The 16,018-nt window shown below is 20.5% G+C and carries 14 protein-coding genes and 2 tRNA genes; 6 read left to right on the plus strand and 10 right to left on the minus strand.

From position 1 onward, the window contains the following. Positions 1–25: 25 nt before the first annotated feature. Positions 26–1,078, plus strand: a complete 1,053-nt coding sequence (locus H0H34_RS02935) for a thiamine pyrophosphate-binding protein (protein ID WP_238785452.1) — start codon at positions 26–28, stop codon at positions 1,076–1,078. On the opposite strand, the gene H0H34_RS02705 is transcribed toward H0H34_RS02935, so the two are convergent. From H0H34_RS02705 to H0H34_RS02715, 3 genes are read right to left on the minus strand one after another with little or no spacing between them, the layout of a single operon-like run. Beyond that, entirely contained in the window at positions 997–1,638 is a 642-nt protein-coding gene (locus tag H0H34_RS02705; RefSeq protein WP_185873276.1) for a SanA/YdcF family protein, read from the minus strand. The genes H0H34_RS02935 and H0H34_RS02705 overlap by 82 nt on opposite strands. A gap of 47 nt (positions 1,639–1,685) precedes the next feature. Continuing rightward, positions 1,686–4,931, minus strand: coding sequence for a preprotein translocase subunit SecA (secA, locus tag H0H34_RS02710; protein ID WP_185873277.1), 3,246 nt, complete (start codon positions 4,929–4,931; stop codon positions 1,686–1,688). 42 nt (positions 4,932–4,973) lie between these two features. Next, entirely contained in the window at positions 4,974–5,207 is a 234-nt protein-coding gene (locus H0H34_RS02715; protein WP_185873278.1) for a DUF2795 domain-containing protein, read from the minus strand. Positions 5,208–5,276: 69 nt separating this feature from the next. On the opposite strand from H0H34_RS02715, the gene H0H34_RS02720 reads away from it, so the two are divergent. Both H0H34_RS02720 and H0H34_RS02725 read left to right on the plus strand, forming a co-directional pair. Then, the gene (locus H0H34_RS02720) at positions 5,277–6,293 is read left to right on the plus strand and encodes a methionyl-tRNA formyltransferase (RefSeq protein WP_238785453.1); all 1,017 of its coding nucleotides are present in this window, start codon (positions 5,277–5,279) and stop codon (positions 6,291–6,293) included. Positions 6,294–6,380: 87 nt separating this feature from the next. Further along, positions 6,381–6,647, plus strand: a complete 267-nt coding sequence (locus H0H34_RS02725; RefSeq protein WP_185873279.1) for an HU family DNA-binding protein — start codon at positions 6,381–6,383, stop codon at positions 6,645–6,647. Positions 6,648–6,691: 44 nt separating this feature from the next. On the opposite strand, the gene pdxH is transcribed toward H0H34_RS02725, so the two are convergent. Further along, the gene (gene pdxH / locus H0H34_RS02730) at positions 6,692–7,339 is read right to left on the minus strand and encodes a pyridoxamine 5'-phosphate oxidase (RefSeq protein WP_185873280.1); all 648 of its coding nucleotides are present in this window, start codon (positions 7,337–7,339) and stop codon (positions 6,692–6,694) included. A 69-nt stretch (positions 7,340–7,408) separates the two neighbouring features. On the opposite strand from pdxH, the gene H0H34_RS02735 reads away from it, so the two are divergent. Together H0H34_RS02735 and H0H34_RS02740 are read left to right on the plus strand one after the other, a co-directional pair. Beyond that, positions 7,409–7,483 (plus strand) — tRNA-Met (locus tag H0H34_RS02735). A gap of 22 nt (positions 7,484–7,505) precedes the next feature. After that, positions 7,506–9,617, plus strand: coding sequence for a phenylalanine--tRNA ligase beta subunit-related protein (locus H0H34_RS02740; RefSeq protein ID WP_185873281.1), 2,112 nt, complete (start codon positions 7,506–7,508; stop codon positions 9,615–9,617). A 16-nt stretch (positions 9,618–9,633) separates the two neighbouring features. Here the strand turns inward: H0H34_RS02740 and H0H34_RS02745 are convergent, their stop codons facing one another. Then, positions 9,634–11,073 carry a glycine--tRNA ligase gene (locus H0H34_RS02745; RefSeq protein WP_185873282.1) on the minus strand — a complete coding sequence of 480 codons (1,440 nt, stop codon included), beginning with the start codon at positions 11,071–11,073 and terminating at the stop codon, positions 9,634–9,636. A gap of 9 nt (positions 11,074–11,082) precedes the next feature. Further along, the gene (gene trxB / locus H0H34_RS02750; RefSeq protein WP_185873283.1) at positions 11,083–12,027 is read right to left on the minus strand and encodes a thioredoxin-disulfide reductase; all 945 of its coding nucleotides are present in this window, start codon (positions 12,025–12,027) and stop codon (positions 11,083–11,085) included. A 42-nt stretch (positions 12,028–12,069) separates the two neighbouring features. Between trxB and H0H34_RS02755 the strand changes: the two genes are divergently transcribed. Further along, positions 12,070–12,501, plus strand: coding sequence for a type I restriction enzyme HsdR N-terminal domain-containing protein (locus H0H34_RS02755; RefSeq protein WP_185873284.1), 432 nt, complete (start codon positions 12,070–12,072; stop codon positions 12,499–12,501). Between the two features lie 12 nt (positions 12,502–12,513). Here H0H34_RS02755 and gap read toward each other — a convergent pair whose 3' ends face one another. The 4 genes from gap to pth form a co-directional block, all read right to left on the minus strand. After that, entirely contained in the window at positions 12,514–13,533 is a 1,020-nt protein-coding gene (gap, locus tag H0H34_RS02760) for a type I glyceraldehyde-3-phosphate dehydrogenase (RefSeq protein WP_185873285.1), read from the minus strand. A gap of 18 nt (positions 13,534–13,551) precedes the next feature. Further along, complete coding sequence (lepA, locus tag H0H34_RS02765) at positions 13,552–15,339, minus strand: translation elongation factor 4 (protein ID WP_317167301.1); 1,788 nt, start codon at positions 15,337–15,339, stop codon at positions 13,552–13,554. A 28-nt stretch (positions 15,340–15,367) separates the two neighbouring features. Beyond that, positions 15,368–15,444 (minus strand) — tRNA-Arg (locus H0H34_RS02770). Between the two features lie 7 nt (positions 15,445–15,451). Further along, positions 15,452–16,018 carry an aminoacyl-tRNA hydrolase gene (gene pth / locus H0H34_RS02775; protein ID WP_185873287.1) on the minus strand — a complete coding sequence of 189 codons (567 nt, stop codon included), beginning with the start codon at positions 16,016–16,018 and terminating at the stop codon, positions 15,452–15,454.

The following is a 16,018-nucleotide window of genomic DNA, read 5'->3' on the forward strand; positions in this document are numbered from 1 at the left end:
AATATGGAATAAATGTAAAAAAAAGATGATATTATTAGGATTAAATAATTTTATTAATAAAACTAAACTTACTAAAGTTTTAAAAAAAATTAGTTTAGATGAATCAATAATTATTTTTTCTGAAACAACTTCACAAATAAATAGTAATAAATTATTTTCTAATATAGATCAAATTGTTTATGGTATAGACATAAATAAATGGATAAAAATATTAAAACCAAATATTTTATTAACAATAGGAATAAATATATTATCTAAAAATATAAAATATTTATTAAGAAAATTCCCACCTAAATATCATTGGCATCTTGGTAATAATTGTAAAAATTATCCTGATACTTATTTTAAATTAAGTTCATACTGGAATATAAATCCTGAATATTTTTTTAAAATAATTGAAAAAAATAAAAATTTTCCTAACTCTAATTATAAAAGAACTTGGGAAGTTTTAATAGAAGATAAAATAAAAAAGCAAAATTTTTTTATAAAAAAAGAAAAAAATTTTTCAGATTTAAAAGCTCTTTTTTTTATTTTTTCTAAAATTCCTAAAAAATCTATTTTACAATTAGGAAATAGTATGATTATAAGATATTACCAATTATTTATTAGTAAAAGAAAATATAAAATACAATCTTATTGTAATAGAGGCATATCAGGAATAGATGGTAGTGTATCAACCGCAATAGGATATTCAATAGTAAGCAAAAAAATTGTAACATTAATTATTGGAGATATAAGTTTTTTTTATGATAGTAATGCCTTATGGAATAATTATACACCAAAAAATTTTAGAATAATACTTATAAATAACAAATGTGGAAATATTTTTAAAATAATTTTAAATAAAAAATTTTCAAAAAAAACATTTAATTTTTTTGAAACAAAACATAATTTATGTGCATATGAATTATGTAAAATGTATAAATGGAATTATAATAAAGTATCTGATTTAAATAGATTAAGATATATTTTATCATTTTTTTGGAAGAAATCCAATTATCCATTTTTATTAGAAATAGATACAAAAAATTGTAATAATGAAAATATTTTTAGAAACTTTTTATATAGTTCTAAATGAAAAAAAATTCTTAAAAAAATTTTAATTCTAGAAAATATTTCTCTAAAATATATTTTACTACTATAAGTAGTTAAATTTTTAGCATTAAATGCTACCACATCTAATCCTAGATATTTTCCAAAAAAAATTGCTCTTTCATTATGAAATTTTTGAGACACAATTGTAAATTTTTTTTGATGAAAAATTTTATAGGCTCTTATTATAGAATTCATTGTATTAATTCCATATAAATCTTCATATATAATATTTGATGGTATTCCTCTTTTTATTAGTTCTATTTTCATCATTTTTGGTTCATTATAATTTTCTTCTTTATTATCTCCACTAACAATAATATATTGTATTTTTTTTTTATAAAAAAGTAATTGAATTGCATCCATTCTGGATTTAAAGTAATAATTTACTCCACCTCCATGTAAATACTTTGATGTACCTAATACTATTCCAAAATTATTATATGGAATTTTTTCAATAGAATCATAATTTTTATTTCTTGATGTAAAACTTATTAAAAAATAAGAAAATATGACTATTGAAATAATAATAAAAAAAATACACATATTAATTTTTTTATTAATTTTTTCATATCTATTTATTTATATTATATTTAATCATCAGAATATTCTATAATCCATTTTCCTTGTTTCAAAAAAAAATCATATTGTTTAAATTTAATTATTTTCATTTCTCCAGTATCAATATTACGAATATTAATTCTATTATTTCTACCAAGTTTATTTTTATCATTTTCAAATATAGATGATAAACTATTTATTAATAAATTAGATTTAAATAAAAAAGAAAGTATTTTTTTATTAATATCATAAATTCTATCTTGAAATAAATTAAATGCATTTTGTTTATAAACTATAAGAGGATCTTTTTGTTCAAAAACTGCATTTTGAACTGAAAATCTTAAACTATCCATTTCTTTTAAATGATCTCTCCATGTTTCATCTACAAAAAATAATATAGATTTTTTTTCAAGTTCTAAGAATAATGATTTTCCTTTAGTAATATTAAAATCATTTAAACTAGATGTGCATAAAATATTTCTATTTCCATTAGAAAACATTACTTGTATTTGATATAAATCTATATTTTTATAAATTTTTTCATATATATATGGATTTATATAATTTGTAATTATATTTTTTTTTCTTTTTTCATAATATTCTACAATATAATCATGAACATTTTCAACATAATCTATTCTATTTAGAAAAAATTGATCTTTTTCTATTAAACATTCAATACCAAATATTTGAAAAAAATCAAATCTTAAATTATCAAAATTATTATTAGATTTATTCATATAAATCATAATCTTCAATAAAACATATATCATATTTGATATATCTAAATCTAATTTATCCCCATACAATGCATTTTTTCTCTTTTTATAAATAAATTCTCTTTGTTTATTAATAACATCATCATAGTCTAATAATCGTTTTCTAATACTAAAATTATTGTCTTCTATTTTTTTTTGAGCTTTTTCAATAGATTTTGTTAATAAAGAATGTTGAATAACATCTCCTTCTTTATGACCAAATTTATCCATTAATCTAGAAAGTCTTTCTGAATCAAAAAATAAACGTATCAAATCATCTTCTAAAGATATGTAGAATTGACTACTACCTGGATCTCCTTGTCTTCCAGATCTTCCTCTTAATTGATTATCTACTCTTCTAGAATCATGTCTTTCTGTTCCTAAAACAGCTAATCCTCCATTATTTATTACTTCTTTACATAATTTAATATCTGTACCTCTTCCAGCCATATTTGTAGCTATTGTTACATAACCTGGTAAACCAGCTTTTGCTATTATTTCTGCTTCTTTTTCATGTAATTTAGCGTTTAAAACATTATGTTTTATTTTTCTAAAATTTAATGTTCTACTCAATAATTCTGATACCTCTACAGAAGTAGTACCAACTAAAACAGGACGATTTTCTTTTCTAGAAAGAGAAATAATTTTTTCTATTATAGAATTATATTTTTCTCTCTTTGTTTTAAAAACAAGATCTTGTAAATCTATTCTTTTTATAGGATTATGAGTAGGTATGACCACAACATCTAGTTTATAGATATGCCAAAATTCTCCTGATTCTGTTTCTGCAGTTCCTGTCATTCCAGATATTTTTTTATACATTCTGAAATAATTTTGTAAAGTTATAGTAGCAAAAGTTTGACTAGAAGATTCTACATATACATTTTCTTTTGCTTCTATAGCTTGATGTAAACCATCAGAATAACGTCTTCCTTCCATAATTCTACCTGTTTGTTCATCAACTATTTTAACTCTATTTCCTAGTACAACATAATCTATGTCTTTTTCAAATAATGTATAAGCTTTAAGTAATTGATTTATAACATGTATTCTTTGAGATTTAATAGAAAAATCTTTAATTAAAAAATCTTTTTCTTTTATTTCATCTTCTTTTGATAAATTTTTATTTTCTATATTATAAATTTCTAAGTTAATATCTGATAATATAAAAAATTTTTGATCTTCTATATTTCTAGATAAAAATTCTATACCTTTATCTGTTAGTTCTACTGTATTATTCTTCTCATCAATTACAAAATATAATTCTTTATCTACTTTATACATTTCTTTTCCATAATCTTGTATATATTGTCCTTCTACTTTTTGTAAAAATGAACGAATATTTTTTTCACTTAGAAATTTAATTAAAGATTTTTTTTTTGGTAATCCTCTATATGCTTGAAGTAATCTAAATCCACCTAATCTAATTTTTTTGTTTTTTATTAAATTTTTAGATTCTTTTATAAAAAAATTTACTATTGAATTTTGTTTCTTTACTAAATTTTTTACTTTGTCCTTAAATATTTCAAATTCTTTTTTATTGTCTTTATCAGAATCTACAGGTCCTGATATTACTAATGGCGTCCGTGCCTCATCTATTAATACAGAATCTATTTCATCTATTATTGCATAATTTAAATTTCTTTGAACTAAATCTTTTTTATTATTTACCATATTATCACGTAAATAATCAAATCCAAATTCATTATTTGTTCCATAAGTTATATCAGCTATATATGCATTTTTACGCATTTTGATATTATTATAAGAATAATTATCAATACAATCTACTCTCAATCCATGAAACTCCATTAGTGGAGCCATCCATTCAGTATCTCTTCTAGATAGATAATTATTTACTGTAACAATATGAACTCCTTTTCCTGATAAAGCGTTAAGATAAGCAGATAAAGTAGCTACAAAAGTTTTTCCTTCTCCTGTAGCCATTTCTGCTATTTTTCCTTGATGTAAAATTATCCCACCCATTAATTGTACATCGTAATGTACCATATCCCAAATAATATTTTTACCATATGCATTCCATTTGTTTTCCCAAATAGAATTTTCTTTATGTAAATAAATATAAGATCTTATTTTCGATAATTCTTTATCTAAAGAAGTTGATTTTACTACAATTTTTTTATTTTTTTTGAAACGTTTTGCAGTTTCTTTAATAATAGCAAATGATTCTGGTAGTATTTTTAATAAAATTTGTTGTTCAGTTTTATATGATTTTTCTCTAATTTCTTCTATAGATGAGTATATCTTTTCTAAGATTGGGACAGAACAACTTTCTCTTGATTTTTCTAATAATATTTTTTCTTTTTGGTCAAATTCTTTTAAATTATTTTTTATAAACTTTTTCAGTAAAAAAGTTTTATTTCTTAGTTCATCATTAGATAATGAACATATTACTTTAGTTTTTTCTTTTATTTGATCTAAAATTTTTTCTACTTCTTTTAGATCTTTTTCATTTTTATTTAATAAAAGCTTGTTTAATAATTTCTTTATAAAATTCATTAATATGTGTGAAAAAATTAATATTTATCCATTGTTTATTCTTTAAAGTTCGTATTCATCTCTATTCCAATAAAAATCCTCATCATCACGAGGATAATCAGCCCATATATCTTCAATTGATTCAAAAATTTCTCCTTCTCCATTTTCTAGTTGTTGCAAGTTTTCAACTACTTCTAATGGAGCACCAGTCCTAATTGCAAAATCTATAAGTTCTTCTTTTGTTGCTGGCCAAGGTGCGTCTTCTAAGTGAGAAACTAATTCTAAAGTCCAATACATAATAATTGTAATATTTTAAAACAAAAAGGTAATATTCTTAATTTTTATATATTTGATTTTCAAAAATCAATGAATCTTTTTTTTACAAAAACACAAGATAAAAATAGTGAATTTAAATTACAAATAAATTATATGAAAAAATTTCCTAAAATTATTTTTATAGGATCTGATAAATTTTCTGTTTCTTCTTTAAAAGAATTATATATAAAAAAATATAATATTGTTGGAATAATTACTAATCCAGACAATAAGAAATATAATCCTGTAAAAATATATTCATTAGAAAAAAAAATAACATTGTTACAACCTAAAAAATTATTAGACCCAATATTTATAAAAAAAATAAAAATTATTAATGCTGATTTATATATAGTTGTTTCTTTTAAATTTCTTCCAAAAAAAATATGGAATCTTCCCAAACTTGGGACAATTAATTTACATCCATCTTTGTTACCTAAATATCGGGGAGCAGCTCCAATTAATTGGGTGATAATTAATGGAGAAAATAGAACTGGATTAACTGTTTTTTTTGTAGAAGAAAAAATAGATTGTGGTAAAATAATATTACAAAAAGAAATAAAAATAGAAGATAATGAAACAGCTGGTGAATTGCAAGAAAAATTACAATATTATAGTGGATCAATAATTATATCAAGCATAAATAAAATTTTAAAAAATAAAAATTTTTCCAATGAAAGAAAAAAAATGTATTACATAAAAAATGATGATAAAATACATACAAAAAATGCTCCAAAAATATATACAAAAGATTGTAGAATTAAGTGGTCTTTATCTATTGATACTATTTATAATAAAATAAGGGGATTAAGTCCATCTCCTTCAGCATGGACATTATTATATTTAAATAAAAAATTTTATAGATTTAAAATATTTTTTGTTAAAAAAGAAAAAAAAATTCATAATTATTCAATAGGATTGGTATTTATAAATTTATATAATATGTTTATATCTGTTAAAGAAGGATTTATTAATATTTTAGAATGTCAAATAGAAGGTAAAAAAAAAATGAATATAAAAAAATTTATTAATGGAATAAAAATAAAAAAAAATCTATTTGTTAAATAACAATTATAACAATTAGATATTAGTTATTTATTATATTTGTTTCTATTAATTATAATCTTGTTTTATAATTAATTAAAATTTACAATTATGAATAAAACAGAATTGGTTAATTCAATAGCAGAAAAAACTGGAATAACAAAAATAAAAGCAAAAAGCGTTACTGATGCACTTATTAAAACAATAATTGAATCTTTGAAAAAAGGAGAGAAAGTTACTCTTGTTGGATTTGGAACATTTTCTGTGGTAAAAAGAAATCCTAGAAACGGTGTTAATCCTAGAACTGGAAAAAAAATATATATTCCTGGAAAAAAAGTAGCTAAATTTAAAATAGGAGCAGAATTAACAAACTTATAAATAAAATTAAAAGATAAAGTTTTTACAAAAAACTTTATCTTTATTTATGGAGATAATCTTCGTATTAACCATTTTTTATTATCTTGTAATTCATAAGATAGTCTATCATGTAATCTGTTTGACTTTCCTTGCCAAAATTCCATTTTATACGGATATACTAAGTATCCTCCCCAATAAAAAGGTCTAGTTATATTTTTATTTTCAAAAAATTTTTTCCATTTTTTATATTTATTTAATAAATATTTTCTAGATGTAATAATAGAACTCTGTCTAGACGCCCAACATCCTAAATTATTATTAATTGGACGTTTATTAAAATATATATCAGATTTTTTTCTATCTATTTTAGATGTTACTCCTTTAATTATTATTTGTCTTGATGTTTTTTCCCAAAAAAAAGATAAACAAACCCTTGGATAAATTCTAATTGAAATACCTTTAGAACTATAATAGTTTGTATAAAAAATAAAACCTTTATTAGAATATTCTTTTAATAAAACAATTCTAGTTTCAGGACAACCATCTTTTCCTATAGTAGATAAAGACATTGCATTAATTTCTTTTTTTTTTGATTTATAAAAAGATTTTTCATATTGAAACCAATAATGAAATAATTGAAATGGATTTCTTGGTATTTTTTGACAGTAATCATTATAGTAATTTTTTCTTAATCCACTTAAATCAATAATCATAAAAAAAATATATTAATAATATTATATAAAATATAAATATATTATATATTGAAATAAAAAATATATTTAGGCGTGATAGCTCAGATTGGTTAGAGCATTGGATTCATAACCCAAAGGTCGGGGGTTCAATTCCCCCTCACGCTATTTTAATAATAAATTTTTCATAATGAAAATATCATTTAATTGGATAAAAAAATATGTATATCCCATAAATTTTTATGAAAAAAAATTTTTTGAAATATTATCGAATATAGGATTAACAATAAAAAATTATGAAAAAATATATGATAAAGACAATAAAAAAGATTTTATTCTAAATATAGAATTTACCCCTAACCGTCATGATATAATGAGTCATTATGGTATAGCAAGAGATATATATGCATTTTTAAAATTTAATAATTATAATATTTCAATAAAAGAATTAAAATTATATAAAAATTCGTATAAAACATGTATAAAAAATAATGTTTCAATTTTTTTAGAAGAAAAATTAAAAAAAAATAATTTTTTTATAAGGTATACTGGAGCATCTATTTTAAACTTAAAAATAGATTCATCTCCTTATTGGTTAACTCATAGTTTAAAATCTATAGGAATTAATAGTGTTAACAATATTATTGATATAATAAATTATACAATATCAGAATTAGGTGTACCTATACATTTATTTGATTTAGATAAAATAATAGAAAATAAAATTTTCATAAAAAATTTAAATAAAAAAAACAACTTTTTAACAGAAAATAATAATCTAATAAAATTAGATGAAAACGAAATAATAATTTCTGATAAACAAGAAATATTATCTTTAGGAGGAGTATTAAATAATGGAAAATATGGATGTATTGATAAAAATACTAATAATATCTTTATAGGTATTATATGTATTGATCCATCTTATATTTATTTAATAAGGAAAAAATATCTTTTTAATACAAAATCTCAATTTTTACTTGAGAAAGAAATTGATCCAAATAAAACTATTTATGTATTAAATAGGTTATTTTTTCTTATAAAAAAAATAATGAAAATTAATTGTGAAATATCTAAAATTATAGATATCTATCCAAATAGATTAAAACCTATAATTATTAAATTAAACTATGATAAAATATCAAAAATAATTGGAGAAAAAATAAAAAAAAAAGATATTAAAAAAATTTTACTTTTATTAAAAGTATATATAAATAAAGAAGAAAAAAATTATTTATTAGTTTCTATTCCTACATGTAGAACAGATATAAAAAGAGAAATAGATTTAATAGAAGAAATATTACGAATATATGGAATAAGTAATATAAAAGGAATTGATAATATTAATTATGTCCCAATTAATTATAATTTATGTACAACAGAAAATGAAATACAAAAAATTATTTCAGAACAGTTGACATATTATGGATTTAAAGAAATTATTAGTTCCACTATTAGGAATTATAATGAAAAAGAATTATTTGAACTTAATAAATTAAATAGAAAAATAATAAAAATAATTAATTCTAATATAGATATATATAATAATAAAATATTACGTCCAACTATGTTATTTAGTATGGTAGATTGTATAATATATAATTATAATCATAATAGACATCTTATAAAAGATAATGGAATAAAATTATTTGAAATAGGAAAAATTTATTATAATAATAATAATTGTTATATAGAATCTAAAAAACTTATTTTATCTGTATCAGAGATACAAAAAAATTATAAAATTTTAGATTTTTTCTATTTAAAAGGAATTATTGAACAAATTTTTAAAAGAATAGGTATTAATGATTATATACAAAAGAATTTAGAACATTCTTTTTTAGAAAATTGTTTATCAATTTTATATAAAAAAAAATTATTAGTTATTATTGGAAAAATTAAAAATATATACACTAATAATTACGAAATATTTTATTCAGAATGGGATTGGGAATATATAATTTCAATAATAATAAATAATAAAATTATATACAAACCTATATCTAAATATCCAATAATAAAAAGAGATATTTCGTTTATTATTGATGATAATATATCATTTGAAGAATTAAATAATTTTATTAAAAATGAAAAAAATGAAATAATAAAAAATATATATATATATGATTTATATAGAGGAAAAAATATTCCAATTTCAAAAAAATCTTATACTATAAGTTTTTATTTTGAGAGTAAAAAAACCACCTTAACAAAAAATTTTATAGATACATATATGAAAAAGATAGAAATTATTTTAAAAAAACGTTTTCTTATTGAAATAAGAAATAAAAAATTAATTTGATATATTAAATTATAAATTAGTTATTTAATAATTTTTTTAATATATTTTTTAATCCAGTTTCTAATTCTATTTTATTTGAAATTTCGTTTATATGAATTCTTTCTTGGTTCATATTATCTCTATAACGTATAGTTACAGTATTGTTTTCTATAGTTTTATAATCTACAGTAAAACATAATGGTGTTCCTATTGCATCTTGTCTCCTATATAATTTTCCAATCGAATCTTTATAATCATAAATTATATTATGATTTATTTTTTCATTATGAAATATTTTATTTGCAATATCTGGAATTCCATCCTTTTTTACTAATGGTAAAATAGCAGCTTTTACAGGAGATAAACAAGGAGGAATTTTTAATATTGTACGTTTTTTTCCATTATCTAATTTTTCTTCTTTTAAAGAAGAAGACAATATAGCCATAAATAAACGATCTAATCCTAAAGACGTTTCTATAACATAAGGCGTATATTTAACTTTTTTATTATTATTTATAATAAATTTTTTGTTAGTAAATAATTCATGCTTTTTTAAATCAAAATCTCTTCTAGAATGAATTCCTTCTAATTCTCTAAAACCAAAAGGATAATTAAATTCTATATCAACACCTAAACTAGCATAATGTGCTAAATTTTTGTGATCAATTAGTCTGTATTTATTTTTTCCCAAATTTAACGAATTATGCCATTTTAATCGTATATTTTTCCAATATTTATACCATTTTTTTTCTTCTTTTGGATTAATAAAAAACTGCATTTCCATTTGTTCAAATTCTCTTAATCTAAAAAGAAATTGTCTTGCAATAATTTCATTTCTAAATGATTTTCCTATTTGAGCTATCCCAAATGGGATTTTCATTCTACTGGATTTTTGTACATTTATAAAATTACAAAAAATTCCTTGTGCTGTTTCTGGACGAAGAAATAAATTTTTAGAATTTTTTATTTCAAACATCATATTCATAAAATGAATATTTGTCCAAATTTTATCTTTTTTATTTCCACTAATTGGATCATGTATATTTAATTCGTTAATTAAATTAATTATATTTAACGTATCTTTTTTTTTAAAATATTCATTTAAACGAATTAAAATTTTATTTATTTGTTCATTATCATTTTTAAAAAATTTTTTTATATGATTTTCAATCAATAGATGAACTTGGTACTTTTTTTTAGAATTTTTATTATAAACTAATAATTCTTTGAATTCATCAATATGTCCAGATGACTTTAACACATTTGAATGTGTTAATATTGATGAGTCAATTCCAACTATATTTTCATTTAGTTGAGTCATTGATTTCCACCAAAATTCTTTTATATTGTTTTTTAGTTCTATACCATATTGTCCATAATCATAAATAGCATTTATTCCTCCATAAATTTCATTAGAAGGGAAAATAAATCCATAAGATTTTGAATGAGATATTAAAAATTTTAAAAAATTTTTCATAAAAAATTCTTATAATGAATATAAATATTTTTCTAAATCTAATGCTGCCATACATCCACTACTGGCAGAAGTTATAGCTTGTTTATAATTAGAATCTTTAACATCACCAGCTGCAAAAATTCCTGGGACACTAGTATTTGTTCCTCCATTTTTAACAATTATAAACCCTTTACTATCCAAATCTAATTTATTCTTAAAAAGAATTGTGTTTGGATAATGACCTATGGCAATAAATAGTCCACTAATTTGTTTTAATTCATAATTTTTTGTATTATAATTAAATATTTTAATACCTTCTAACACATTATCTCCTATAATATCTGATATAGTTGATTTAAATAAAATAGTAATATTATTATTATTTATAACATTATTTTGTAATATTTTAGAAGCTTTTAAATAATTTTTTCTAACTAACAAATAAACTTTTTTACAAATTCTTGAGAGATAATTTGCATATTCTAATGCTGTATCTCCACCACCTACTATTGCTACATTTTTTTTTTTATAAAAAAATCCATCACAAACAGCACAAAAAGAAATACCTGATCCTAATAATTTTTTTTCTTTTTTAATTCCAAGAGTTTTTGGAGTAGATCCAGTAGCAATAATAATTCCTTTACTCAAAAAAAAATTATTTTTTTCTTTTCCAAAAAATATTTTATGAATTCCACCTACCTTATTACTTAAATCTACTTTAAAGGCAGATTCATTTAATATTTTAACATTAAAACGTTCTGCCTGTTTTTTACAATTATCCATAAATTTACTTCCATTAATTCCATTTGGAAATCCTAAATAATTATCAATATAATTTGTATTAATTAATTGTCCTCCAGGTAAATTACCAGATAAAATAATTGGATTTAAACCAGATCTAGCTGCATAAATAGAAGAGGAATAACCTGCTGGTCCAGATCCTATAATTACACAATTATGTATTTTATTATTCATATTTTTTTTAACTTAATAAACATATTCAATTAATAATATAATATGGATACATTATCTTTTTTTATAAAAAAACATCTTTTTTTAAAAAAAAAGGGGAAAAAAATATATATATACTGTGTGATTAGAAAAAAATTTTTTCTTTATAAAAAAGAAGAAGTTACACGTCAATATATAATTTTTCTATTGAGAAAAATAAAAAGTTATAGTATTTCAAATATTTTATTAGAATTTCCTATATATATAAATAAATTTTTTTATAAAAGATTAGATATTTTAGTAAAAAAAAATAATAAACCTCATATAATTATTGAATGTAAATCAATTTACAATATAATAACACAAAAAACATTTGATCAAATATCTTTATATAATACATTTATAAAATCTCCACATTTAATAATAAGTAATGGATTAAAAAATTTTATATTTAAAAGAAAAAAAAATAAATTTTGTTCCATTAAATTCATTCCTTAATTATCCAATTAATTATTTATTGCTAATTTTATTCATGTAACTAATAAGATCTAATAATTTATTTGAATATCCGAATTCATTATCATACCAAGATATTATCTTAATAAAATTTGGAGTTAACATCATGCTTGCATTTGCATCAAATATAGATATTCTACTATCTCCTAAAAAATCTGTAGAAACTACATTTTCCTCAGTGTATCCTAATATTCCATTTAAATTAGTTTCAGATGCATTTTTCATCTCATATTTTATATCATCATAATTAACATTATTTTTAAGACAAACAGTAAAATCTAATACTGATACATTAGATATTGGAACTCTAAAAGCCATTCCTGTTAATTTCCCGTTTAAACTAGGTATAATTTTTCCTACTGAATTAGCAGCTCCTGTAGCTGCAGGAATTATATTAATTAATGATGATCTACCAGATCTCCAATCTTTATTTGAAACAGAATCTACTACTTTTTGACTAGCTGTACTTGCATGTATAGTAGTCATAAATCCTTTTATTATTCCAAATTTATCATTTAAAACTTTAACAATAGGAGATAAACAATTTGTTGTACATGAAGCATTAGATATAATATTATCATTTTTATCTATTTTTTCATGATTAACTCCCATAATAAACATTGGAATATCGTTATCTTTTGGAGGAGCAGATAATATTACTTTTTTTGCCCCAGATTTAAAATGATTTTTAATAAAATCTCTTGTTAAAAAAAGACCTGTAGATTCAATTACATATTCTACCCCCATTGTCCCCCATGATAAATTTTCAGGATCTTTTTCATTAGTAACTTTAATTTTATTTCCATTTATAATTAAAAAATTATTTTTTTCAATAAAAATTTTATTATTTCGGATCTGTTGATGAACAGAATCATGTTTTAATATATAAGATAAATATTCTATAGACATTAAATCATTTATACATAAAACTTCCATATTTTTCCTATTTATGGCAGAAAGTAAAATTAATTTACCTATTCTACCAATTCCATTAATTCCTATTTTAATAGACATATTATAATTATTTTTTTATCATTCTTTAATTTTTAGAAAATTTATAAAAGTAGAAGACGGAATTTCAACTTTTCCTAATTTTCTCATTTTTTTTTTACCTTTTTTTTGTTTATATAATAATTTTTTTTTACGACTAACATCTCCACCATAACATTTATCTATAACATTTTTTCTTAAAGATTTTATATTTTCTCTTGCTACAATTTTTCCAGAAATTGAAGCTTGAATAGGAATATTAAATTGATGTTTAGGAATTAAACTAGATAATTTCTTACAAATTTTTTTTGCTAACAATTGTGATCTTTCCTTATGTGATAATATTGATAATGATTCAATTTTTTCATTATTAATTAATATTACAATTTTTTCTAAATTAGATTGTCTATAACCAATAAAATTATAATCAAATGTAGCATATCCTTTAGTAACAGTTTTTAGCTTATCATAAAAGTCTAAAATAATTTCTGATAATGGAATTTCGAATAAAATTTGTACTTTTTTATAAGAAAAATACTTTTGATCAATCATAATTCCACGTTTTTTTATACACAACGATATTATATTACCAATATAATTTTTTTCAGTAAGAATAGATACTATAACGTAAGGTTCTTCTACTTTTTTTACTTTTCCAAAGTCTGGAAAATTAGATGGATTACTTACCATAAGTATTTTATTTTCTTTTGTATGAACTTTATAAGAAACATTTGGTATTGTAACTATTATAGAAATATCAAATTCTCTTTCTAAACGATCTTTAATTATTTCCATATGTAACATTCCAAGAAATCCACAGTGAAATCCAAAACCCAAAGAAGGAGAAGATACTGGAGTAAAATAAATAGAAGCATCATTTAATTTTAACTTATCCATAGACTTATGAAGTTCTTCATATCTACTACTGTCTATTGGATAGATACTAGAAAAAACCATAGGTTTAGATTTTTCTAATTTTTTTATTTTTTTAATTATAGAACAATTAAATTCTATAATTGTATCTCCTACTATAACTTCAGAGCTATTTTTAATTCCTGATATTATATACCCAACATCTCCTGTACTAATTTTATTTTTAGGTATTTTTTTTAATTTAAGATTACCTATTTCATTAGCAAAAAAAGTTTTACCTGTTGAAAAAAATTGTAATTTTTGTCCTTTTTTTATGTAACCATTTTTTATTCTAAAAAATATTTCTATTCCTTTAAATGGATTATATTTTGAATCAAATATTATTGCTTGTAATGGTGCATTTATGTCTCCTTTAGGAGGAGGTATTTTATTAACTATTTCATCCAAAATTTTTTTTACACCAATTCCAGTTTTTGCACTAACAATGATAATATCACTCTTTTTACATTTTAACAAATCCATTATTTCTTCTAAAACGTAATTATAATTAATTGAATCACATAAATCTATTTTATTTAAAACAGGAATAATTACTAAATTATTATTTAATGCTAAAGAAAGATTAGATACTGTTTGAGATTGAATGCTTTTTGTACAATCTATAACTAATAAAGCCCCTTCACATGAAGATATAGAACGAGAGACTTCATATGAAAAATCTACATGTCCAGGAGTATCTATTAAATTAAGAGTATATATATCATTTTTATATTTATAATTCATTTGAACTGCATGACTTTTAATAGTAATACCTCTTTCTCTTTCTAGTTCCATATCATCTAATAACTGATTTATACTTTTTTTTACTGTATTAGTTAATTCTAATAATCGATCAGCTAAAGTACTTTTACCATGATCTATATGTGCAATAATACAAAAATTACGAATATAATGAATCATATAAAATAATTTTTTATAAATGAAATAACCTTGAAGGGATTCGAACCCATACCATAGGAATCGGAATCCTATATTCTGTCCTAAAAATTAAACTACAAGGTTTAGTTTTTTAATATTTTTCAAATAAATTAATGGTATCTTCTAATCTATTTTTTATAAATGAAAATATTATTTTTACAATTTTATTATATTTTAAATTTAAAAAATCTATTTCTTCTTTTTTCCAATTTTCTAAAACATAATTGCAATTATTAAATTTTTCTAAATTATTACCAATTCCAAATTTAAATCTAGTATAATTTGATGTTTTTATTTCTTTTTCTATACTTTTTAAACCATTATGTCCTCCACTTCCACCTTTTTTCCTAATACGAACTGATCCAAATTTAAGATAAATATCATCAGAAATAACAATAATATTTTCTAATAAAATATTTTTTTTTTTCATCCAAAATAATACAGATTTTCCACTATTATTCATATAAGTAGTAGGTTTTAATAAAAGTATATATTTATTATTATATTTTAATTTAGATATATAACCAAATTTTTCTTTCTTGAAAAGAATATTATATATTTTTGAAATTTTATTTAAAATAAAAAATCCAATATTATGTCTTGTGTTATTATAATTTATTCCAGGATTTCCTAGTCCTATTATTAAAAATCTTGTCAT

This window comes from Blattabacterium cuenoti (assembly GCF_014252375.1).
GTDB classification, from domain to species: Bacteria; Bacteroidota; Bacteroidia; order Flavobacteriales; family Blattabacteriaceae; genus Blattabacterium; species Blattabacterium cuenoti_AH.

Excerpts from the sequence above, each read along its gene's own strand:
- H0H34_RS02715 (WP_185873278.1), bottom strand. The coding sequence starts at position 5,207 with ATGTATTGGACTTTAGAATTAGTTTCTCACTTAGAAGACGCACCTTGG.
- H0H34_RS02720 (WP_238785453.1), top strand. The coding sequence starts at position 5,277 with ATGAATCTTTTTTTTACAAAAACACAAGATAAAAATAGTGAATTTAAA.
- gap (WP_185873285.1), bottom strand. The coding sequence starts at position 13,533 with ATGTCTATTAAAATAGGAATTAATGGAATTGGTAGAATAGGTAAATTA.
- H0H34_RS02740 (WP_185873281.1), top strand. The coding sequence starts at position 7,506 with ATGAAAATATCATTTAATTGGATAAAAAAATATGTATATCCCATAAAT.
- trxB (WP_185873283.1), bottom strand. The coding sequence starts at position 12,027 with ATGAATAATAAAATACATAATTGTGTAATTATAGGATCTGGACCAGCA.
- secA (WP_185873277.1), bottom strand. The coding sequence starts at position 4,931 with ATGAATTTTATAAAGAAATTATTAAACAAGCTTTTATTAAATAAAAAT.
- H0H34_RS02725 (WP_185873279.1), top strand. The coding sequence starts at position 6,381 with ATGAATAAAACAGAATTGGTTAATTCAATAGCAGAAAAAACTGGAATA.
- pth (WP_185873287.1), bottom strand. The coding sequence starts at position 16,018 with ATGACAAGATTTTTAATAATAGGACTAGGAAATCCTGGAATAAATTAT.
- H0H34_RS02755 (WP_185873284.1), top strand. The coding sequence starts at position 12,070 with ATGGATACATTATCTTTTTTTATAAAAAAACATCTTTTTTTAAAAAAA.
- pdxH (WP_185873280.1), bottom strand. The coding sequence starts at position 7,339 with ATGATTATTGATTTAAGTGGATTAAGAAAAAATTACTATAATGATTAC.
- H0H34_RS02935 (WP_238785452.1), top strand. The coding sequence starts at position 26 with ATGATATTATTAGGATTAAATAATTTTATTAATAAAACTAAACTTACT.
- H0H34_RS02745 (WP_185873282.1), bottom strand. The coding sequence starts at position 11,073 with ATGAAAAATTTTTTAAAATTTTTAATATCTCATTCAAAATCTTATGGA.
- H0H34_RS02705 (WP_185873276.1), bottom strand. The coding sequence starts at position 1,638 with ATGTGTATTTTTTTTATTATTATTTCAATAGTCATATTTTCTTATTTT.